This is a genomic window from Cellulomonas sp. PS-H5, from assembly GCF_019265565.1.
In the GTDB taxonomy this organism is placed as follows: domain Bacteria; phylum Actinomycetota; class Actinomycetes; order Actinomycetales; family Cellulomonadaceae; genus Cellulomonas.
The window spans coordinates 1-7,028 of the sequence record NZ_JAHVCI010000100.1; the positions used below are offsets into that span (position 1 = coordinate 1).

9 protein-coding genes are annotated in these 7,028 nt (G+C 76.0%); 6 read left to right on the plus strand and 3 right to left on the minus strand.

Translation table 11 applies throughout. The features are described from left to right. The coding region (locus tag J5O08_RS20010; RefSeq protein ID WP_255590280.1) for an MFS transporter at nucleotides 1-1,432 on the plus strand (1,432 nt) is incomplete at its 5' end. Further along, on the plus strand, nucleotides 1,429-2,397 hold the full coding sequence (locus J5O08_RS20015; RefSeq protein WP_218708669.1) for an alpha/beta hydrolase: 969 nt from the start codon (nucleotides 1,429-1,431) through the stop codon (nucleotides 2,395-2,397). The genes J5O08_RS20010 and J5O08_RS20015, both read left to right, overlap by 4 nt. Nucleotides 2,398-2,402: 5 nt before the next feature. Here J5O08_RS20015 and J5O08_RS20020 read toward each other — a convergent pair whose 3' ends face one another. From J5O08_RS20020 to J5O08_RS20030, 3 genes are read right to left on the minus strand one after another with little or no spacing between them, the layout of a single operon-like run. Then, a complete protein-coding gene (locus J5O08_RS20020) occupies nucleotides 2,403-2,747 on the minus strand; it encodes a type II toxin-antitoxin system PemK/MazF family toxin (protein WP_218708670.1) in 345 nt (114 codons plus the stop codon). Continuing rightward, nucleotides 2,744-2,989, minus strand: coding sequence for a CopG family transcriptional regulator (locus tag J5O08_RS20025; RefSeq protein WP_147793943.1), 246 nt, complete (start codon nucleotides 2,987-2,989; stop codon nucleotides 2,744-2,746). The genes J5O08_RS20020 and J5O08_RS20025 overlap by 4 nt, the downstream gene beginning before the upstream one ends. Nucleotides 2,990-3,024: 35 nt before the next feature. Beyond that, nucleotides 3,025-3,621 (minus strand): TetR/AcrR family transcriptional regulator, encoded by a 597-nt coding sequence (locus J5O08_RS20030; RefSeq protein WP_217615621.1) that lies wholly within the window; start codon nucleotides 3,619-3,621, stop codon nucleotides 3,025-3,027. A 98-nt stretch (nucleotides 3,622-3,719) separates the two neighbouring features. Here J5O08_RS20030 and J5O08_RS20035 point away from each other — a divergent pair, with 98 nt between their 5' ends. The 4 genes from J5O08_RS20035 (at nucleotide 3,720) to mtnN (ending at nucleotide 6,875) form a co-directional block, all read left to right on the plus strand. Next, the gene (locus tag J5O08_RS20035; RefSeq protein WP_218708671.1) at nucleotides 3,720-4,553 is read left to right on the plus strand and encodes an alpha/beta fold hydrolase; all 834 of its coding nucleotides are present in this window, start codon (nucleotides 3,720-3,722) and stop codon (nucleotides 4,551-4,553) included. A 71-nt stretch (nucleotides 4,554-4,624) separates the two neighbouring features. Then, nucleotides 4,625-5,566 (plus strand): DNA-3-methyladenine glycosylase, encoded by a 942-nt coding sequence (locus tag J5O08_RS20040; RefSeq protein WP_218708672.1) that lies wholly within the window; start codon nucleotides 4,625-4,627, stop codon nucleotides 5,564-5,566. Between the two features lie 113 nt (nucleotides 5,567-5,679). After that, nucleotides 5,680-6,132 carry an S-ribosylhomocysteine lyase gene (locus J5O08_RS20045; RefSeq protein WP_147796879.1) on the plus strand — a complete coding sequence of 151 codons (453 nt, stop codon included), beginning with the start codon at nucleotides 5,680-5,682 and terminating at the stop codon, nucleotides 6,130-6,132. After that, a complete protein-coding gene (mtnN, locus tag J5O08_RS20050; RefSeq protein ID WP_308281747.1) occupies nucleotides 6,129-6,875 on the plus strand; it encodes a 5'-methylthioadenosine/S-adenosylhomocysteine nucleosidase in 747 nt (248 codons plus the stop codon). Before J5O08_RS20045 ends, mtnN begins: the two co-directional genes overlap by 4 nt. The last annotated feature ends 153 nt before the right edge of the window (nucleotides 6,876-7,028 follow it).

The following is a 7,028-nucleotide window of genomic DNA, read 5'->3' on the forward strand; positions in this document are numbered from 1 at the left end:
GCCCCCGACGCCCGCCGGCCCCGCGACGCCCGGCCCCGCCGCCGCCCCGCCGAGCCCCGCGCCCGGCGCGCCCGGCGCGCGCGGCCGCATCGTCGCCTGGTCCCTGTGGGACTGGGGCTCCGCGGCCTTCAACGCCGTCATCACGACGTTCGTGTTCACGCGCTGGCTGACCAGCGACGCGTTCGTCGACCCCGCCGTGGTCGCGGAGGGCGGCGACGCCCTCGACGCCGCGCTGGCCCGGCACTCGACCTGGCTCGGCTGGGGCCTGACGGCCGCCGGGGTGCTCATCGCGCTGCTGGCGCCGCTGACCGGCACCCGCGCGGACGGCTCGGGGCGCCGGCGGCGGAACCTGGCGGTGCAGACCGCGGTCACGGTGGCGCTCTGCGCCGCCATGGCGCTGGTCCGGCCCGACCCGGACTCGCTCACCGCGAACCTGCTGCTCGGCATCGCGCTGCTCGCGACCGCGAACCTCACGTTCGAGCTGGCGAGCGTGCACTACAACGCCCTGCTCCCCCGGGTCGCGACGCCCGCGACCCTCGGCCGGGTCAGCGGCCTCGGCTGGGGCGCCGGCTACCTCGGCGGCATCGTGCTGCTGCTCGTGCTGTTCGTCGGGTTCATCAACCCGGAGGTCGGCTGGTTCGGGGTGACGGGCGAGGACGGCGTGAACATCCGCGTCGCGGTGCTGGTGTCGGCGCTGTGGTTCGGCGCGTTCGCGATCCCGGTGCTCGTCGCGGTGCCGGACGACCCCGCGGAGGCCGCCGCGGCGGGCCGCCGGCCCGGCGTCCTCGAGGCCTACCGCCGGATCGTCGCCGACGTCCGCGACCTGTGGCGGACGTCCCGCAGCACCGTGTGGTTCCTGCTCGCGAGCGCCGTGTACCGCGACGGGCTCGCGGGTGTGTTCACCTTCGGCGCCGTGATCGCGTCCGGCACGTTCGGGTTCTCCGCGAGCGAGGTCGTGGTGTTCGCGATCGCCGCCAACGTGGTCGCCGGGATCTCGACGCTCGCGGCCGGCGCCCTGGACGACCGCGTCGGGCCCCGGGTGCTCATCGTCGTCTCGCTGGTCGGCCTGGTGGTGGCCGGCGTCGCCACGTTCGCGCTCGCCGGCGCCGGCGCCTCCGCCTTCTGGGTGTGCGGGCTGCTGCTGTGCGTGTTCGTCGGCCCGGCGCAGTCGGCGAGCCGCTCCCTGCTGACCCGGATCGCGCCGCCGGGGCGGGAGAGCCAGATCTTCGGGCTGTACGCGACCACCGGTCGCGCGGCGAGCTTCCTCGCGCCGTTCGCGTTCTCGACCGCCGTGGCCGTCGCGGGCTCGCAGCGGTGGGGCATCCTGGGCATCGTGCTCGTGATCGCGATCGGCCTGGCCGCGCTCCTGCCGCTGCACCTGGCCGCGGCCCGTCCCGGGGCGCGCGCGTCGACCGACGGGCGCCCCGCGTGACCGGCTGGCACCCCGACCTCCTCGGACCGGGCTGGGAGCAGCGCACCCTCCCGCTGTCGGGGACGGACCCCGACCTGGTCGCGACAGTCGTGCGCCGGACCCCGGAGCCCGGCTCGACCCCCGGGGGCAGCGCCGTGCTGCACGTGCACGGGTTCAACGACTACTTCTTCCAGACCCACCTCGCCGACGCGTTCGCCGCGGCGGGCCACACGTTCTACGCCCTCGACCTGCGCCGGTGCGGCCGGTCGTGGCGCGAGGGCCAGGTGCCGCACTACGTCGACGACCTCGCCGAGTACCGCGCCGACCTCGGCCTGGCCGCCCGGCTGCTGCGCGACGAGCTCGGCCACGACCGGCTGACGGTGCACGGCCACTCGACCGGCGGGCTCACGGCCGCGCTGTGGGCGGACAGCCCCGGCGGCCGCGCGGCGGTCGACGCGCTGGTGCTGAACAGCCCGTGGTTCGACCTGAACTCCCGGTGGTTCCACCGCGTGGTGTCGACGTGGGTCCTGGACAGCCTGGGACCGGTCGACCGGATGCGCGTGCTCGCCGACGGGCCGTCCGCCTACTCGTGGCACCTGCACTCCGACCACGGCGGGCGGTGGGACTACGACCGGTCGCTCAAGCCCGCCGAGGGGTTCCCGGTGCGGGCGGGCTGGCTGCGCGCGGTGCGCCGGGGCCAGGCTCGGCTGGCGCGCGGGCTGCGGATCGACGCCCCCGTCCTGGTCGCCACCGCGGCGGAGTCCGGGCCGAACTCCCGGTCGAACCCGCTGCTCGACGCCCAGGACACGGTGCTCGACGTGCAGCAGATCTGGGCGCGCGCGCCCCGGCTCGGCGACGACGTCACGCTCGTGACGATCCCGGGCGGCATCCACGACCTCGCGCTGTCCGCCGACGGCCCGCGGGCGGAGTACCTGCGGACGGTCACCGAGTTCCTCGCGCGGGTGCAGGGCGACCGCGCGGCCTGACCCGCTCAGATGCCGGTGACGAGGCGGATGCCGGCTGCCACCGCGTTCGCCAGGTAGGCCGGGAGGTGGCCGGTCGGGAACGGCTCGAGGAACTCGCGCGACACCGGGCCGACCTGCGAGACGACCGCGACGCTGTCCCGGTCGAGGCCGCTCGCGGCGCCGGGGACCAGCACGTTGCCCGGGAACACCTCCAGTGCCAGGTTCGACGTGAGGGGCACCACCAGCACCGTCCCGATCTCGGTCGCGAGCAGCCAGTCGTCCTGCACGACCACGGCGGGACGGACCTTGCCCGGCTCTCTCCCCCTCGGCTGACCGAAGTCGACCCACACCACGTCGGAGCGGGCGATCACCACTCGGTCCCCTCCAGCACCGCCCGCTCCGACGCGCGGAGGAACGCGCCGTCGCCGGCCGGCTGCCCGGCGCGCGCGATGGCCGCGTTGGCGAGGGCGGTGAGCTCGCTCGTCCCCTCGAGCTCGTCCGCGAGGCGGCGTCCCGCGAGGCGGTAGAACTCGGAGCGGTTCATCCCGTGCCGCGCCGCGACGCGCTCGAACCGCTCGAAGTCAGGATCCGGTACGGAGATCGCGGTCTTCATGACCCCGAGTATAACCGGTCATACCAGCCCCGGCGTCAGCCCCGCAGCCCCGCCGCGTCGATCAGCGTCGCCGCCGCCGCCCGCGCCTGCACTGCCGCCTCGGGCGTCCCGGCGATCGCCGCGGTGGTCTGCGCGCCCTCCGCGAGGATCGCGAGCTGCGCCGCGAGCGCAGGCCCCCCGCCGGCGTCGGCGACGAGGCCCGCGACGTACTCCTGGAACCCCGCCTTGTGCGCGCGGACGATCTCGGCGACCTCGGGCGAGCACCCGCCGAGCTCGCCGAACGAGTTGATGAAGATGCAGCCGTGGAAGTCGGTCTCGCCGAACCACGCGGCCAGGTGGTCGTAGACGGCGAGCAGCCGCTCGCGCGGGCCCGGCGCCGCGTCGACGGCGGCCTGCACGCCGCGCTCCCACTGCGCGCCGCGGCGGCGCAGCACCTCGGCGACGATCGCGTCCTTCCCGCCGAACAGCGCGTAGAGCCGCTTCATCGGGACGCCGGCCTCGGCGCGCAGCTCGTCCATGCCGACGGCCTGGATGCCGCGCCGGTAGTAGAGCCGGTCCGCGGCGGCGAGCACCCGCTCGCGCAGCTCGTCGGCGGACGGCGCCGGACGGGCCGCCTCCTGCACCTGGTTCATGGCCGCTCCTCGGGGGGGTTGCGCGGAAAACGCTCGTTCTCTAGTGTAGGCGACATCGCGGAGAACGACCGTTCTCCGATCGCAGGAGAGGGCTGACCATGCCGTACATCACCGTGGGCACCGAGAACACCACGTCGATCGACCTGTACTACGAGGACCACGGGACGGGGCAGCCCGTCGTCCTCATCCACGGCTACCCGCTCGACGGCCACTCGTGGGAGAAGCAGTCGGCCGCCCTGCTCGACGCCGGGTACCGCGTCATCACCTACGACCGCCGCGGGTTCGGGCAGTCGAGCCAGCCCACCACGGGCTACGACTACGACACGTTCGCCGCCGACCTGAAGACGGTGCTCGACACCCTGGACCTGCGCGACGCGGTCCTCGTCGGGTTCTCGATGGGCACCGGCGAGGTCGGCCGCTACCTGGGCACCTACGGCTCGGAGCGGGTCGCGAAGGCCGTGTTCCTGGCGTCGCTCGAGCCGTTCCTGCTGCAGACCGACGACAACCCGACGGGCGTCCCGGGCGAGGTGTTCGACGGGATCGTCGAGGCCGTGACCGCCGACCGGTACGCCTACTTCACCAACTTCTACGCCGACTTCTACAACACCGACGAGAACCTGGGGTCGCGGCTGTCGGAGGAGGCGCTCCGGCACTCCTGGGACGTCGCCGCCGGCTCGTCCTGGTTCGCGTCCAGCGCGGTCGTGCCGGCCTGGCTGACCGACTTCCGCGGCGACCTGCCGAAGGTCGACGTGCCGACGCTGATCGTGCACGGCACCGCGGACCGGATCCTGCCGATCGACGCCACCGGCCGACCGTTCCACGCGGCACTGCCGCAGGCCGAGTACGTCGAGATCGAGGGCGCGCCGCACGGCATGCTCTGGACGCACGCCGCCGAGGTGACCGAGGTCCTGCTCGACTTCCTCAAGCGCTGACCTGCCGCACCCGCGACGGCGCCGACCGGGCCCACGAGGCCCGTGTCGGCGCCGTCCGGCATGCTGGAGGGGTGCAGCACCCCGGCGGCCCCGAGACCCGCGGGTACGTCCCGGACGGCCCGCTCGACGTCCGGCTCACGCTGATGCTGGTCCGCCGCGGCGGCCTCGACCCCGCGCTCCGGGTCGAGCGCGACGGCACGGTCTGGCACGCGCTGCGCACCGCCGACGGCCCCGCCACGCTGCACCTGCGCCCCGGGCCGGGCGGGGTCGCCGCGGCCGCCTGGGGACCCGGCGCGGCCCGCGCGCTCGCCGGCCTGCCGGACCTGCTCGGCGCCCGGGACGACCCGCGCACGTTCGACCCCGTCGGCCACCTCGCGCTCGCCGCGGCGCACCACCGGCTGCGCGGCCTGCGGATCCCCCGCACGGGCGACGTGCTGGGCGCCCTGGTGCCCGCGGTGCTGGAGCAGCGCGTCGTCACGGTCGACGCGCACCACGCCTGGCGCTGGCTGCTGCTCCGGCACGGCGAGGTCCCGCCCGGGCCGGCGCCCGCGGGCATGCGGGTGCCGCCGGACGCCCTCGGCTGGCGCCGGGTGCCGGTCTGGGACTGGCGGCGGGCCGGGGTGGACGACCAGCGGTCCTCGACGATCCTGCGCGCCGCCGCGGTGGCCCGCCGGCTGCAGGAGGTGCTGGACGTCGCCCCGGACGCGCCCGGCGCCGCCGCGGAGGTCCGGCGGCGGCTCGCCACCGTCCCCGGGATCGGCGTGTGGACGGTCGCGGAGACCACCCGGCGCGCGCTCGGCGACGCGGACGCCGTGTCGGTCGGGGACCTGCACCTGCCCCGGCTCGTGGGCACGGCGATCGCGGGTCGGCGGGTCGAGCAGGAGGAGGTGCTCGACGTGCTCGCGCCCTGGGCGCCGCACCGCGGGCGGGTCGTGCGGCTGCTCGAGCTCACGGACCGGTCGCGGTCGCCGCGCACCCGGCCGCGGCCCCGGCGCGCGGTCCGCCCGGCCTGACCCCGACACCTGCGTCCAGCCACCGCGCCCGGAATACCGCGCGCCCCGTGACCGCTGCACAATGTTCCCGTCCGACCGCTGCACCCCGAGGGAGTCCCGTGAACCAGCCCCGCATGAACGTCGAGTCGTTCAACCTCGACCACCGGACGGTGGCCGCGCCGTACATCCGGCTGGCCGACACGAAGGTGCTCCCGGCGGGCGACGTGATCAGCAAGTACGACATCCGGTTCGCGCAGCCGAACAAGGCCCACCTGGAGATGCCGGTCGTGCACTCGCTGGAGCACCTGTTCGCCGAGCACTCGCGCAACCACAGCGACCGGGTGATCGACTTCTCCCCGATGGGCTGCCAGACCGGGTTCTACCTGATCCTGCAGGGCGAGTGGGCCGAGGACGACGTCCAGGCCCTGGTCGCCGACACGCTCCAGGACATCACCACCGCCGGCGAGGTGCCCGCCGCGAACGAGGTGCAGTGCGGCTGGGGCGCCAACCACACCCTGGAGGGCGCGCAGGGCGCGGCGCGGGAGTTCCTCGCGCACCGCGCCGAGTGGAGCCAGGTGACCGCGTGACGGCGGCGAGCGCCCTCGCGGGCGTCGACGTCGTCGTCTCGGTCGCGATGCCGGACGAGGCGGCGCCGTTCCTGGAGCGCGCCGACGCCGTCGGCGAGCCGGCCACGGTCGGCGGCGCCGAGCACCACGTCCTCACCGTCGCCGGCCGGGACGTGCTGCTGGTGCGCTCGGGGATCGGCCTGGCGAACGCCGCCTCGGCCGCGTCCGCGGCGCTGGTGCTGGTCGCGGCCGCCCGCGGCGGCGCGGCGCCGGCGGCGCTGATCAGCGCGGGCAGCGCGGGCGGCGTCCAGGCGGGCGTGCACGTCGGCGACGTCGTCGTCGGCTCGGAGCACGTGTACACGAACGCGGACGCCCGGGCCTTCGGCTACGCGCTCGGCCAGGTGCCGGGCATGCCGGCGACGTACCACGGCGACCAGGCGCTGCGCGGTGCCGCCCTGGGAGCAGACGCCGGCGACCTCACGGTGCGCGCGGGCCTCATGCTGTCGAGCGACGCGTTCGTGGACGCGACCCTGGTCGGCCCGGTGCGCGAGCAGTTCCCCGGCGGCCTGTCGACCGACATGGAGACCACCGCGCTCGCCCAGGTGGCGCACGTCTACGGCGTGCCCTTCCTCGCCGTGCGCGGGATCTCGGACCTGTGCGGCCCGGCCGGCGCGGACGACTTCCTCACGCACGTGGACGACGCGGCCGACCGCTCCGCGGCGGTCGTGCTGGCCATGCTCGCCCGGGTGGGCGCGCCGGCCTGACGACGACGACCGGCGCGCCGGGGACTCGAGGATCCGCCTCAGCCCCCGGCGCGCCGGCCGCCCTCGTCGCGGGTCCCGCGGTCGCCCGCCCGGCGCCCGGCCGCGGCACCGCCGACGGCCCCGCGGCGCTCCCCGACGGTGCGGCGGGCCGCC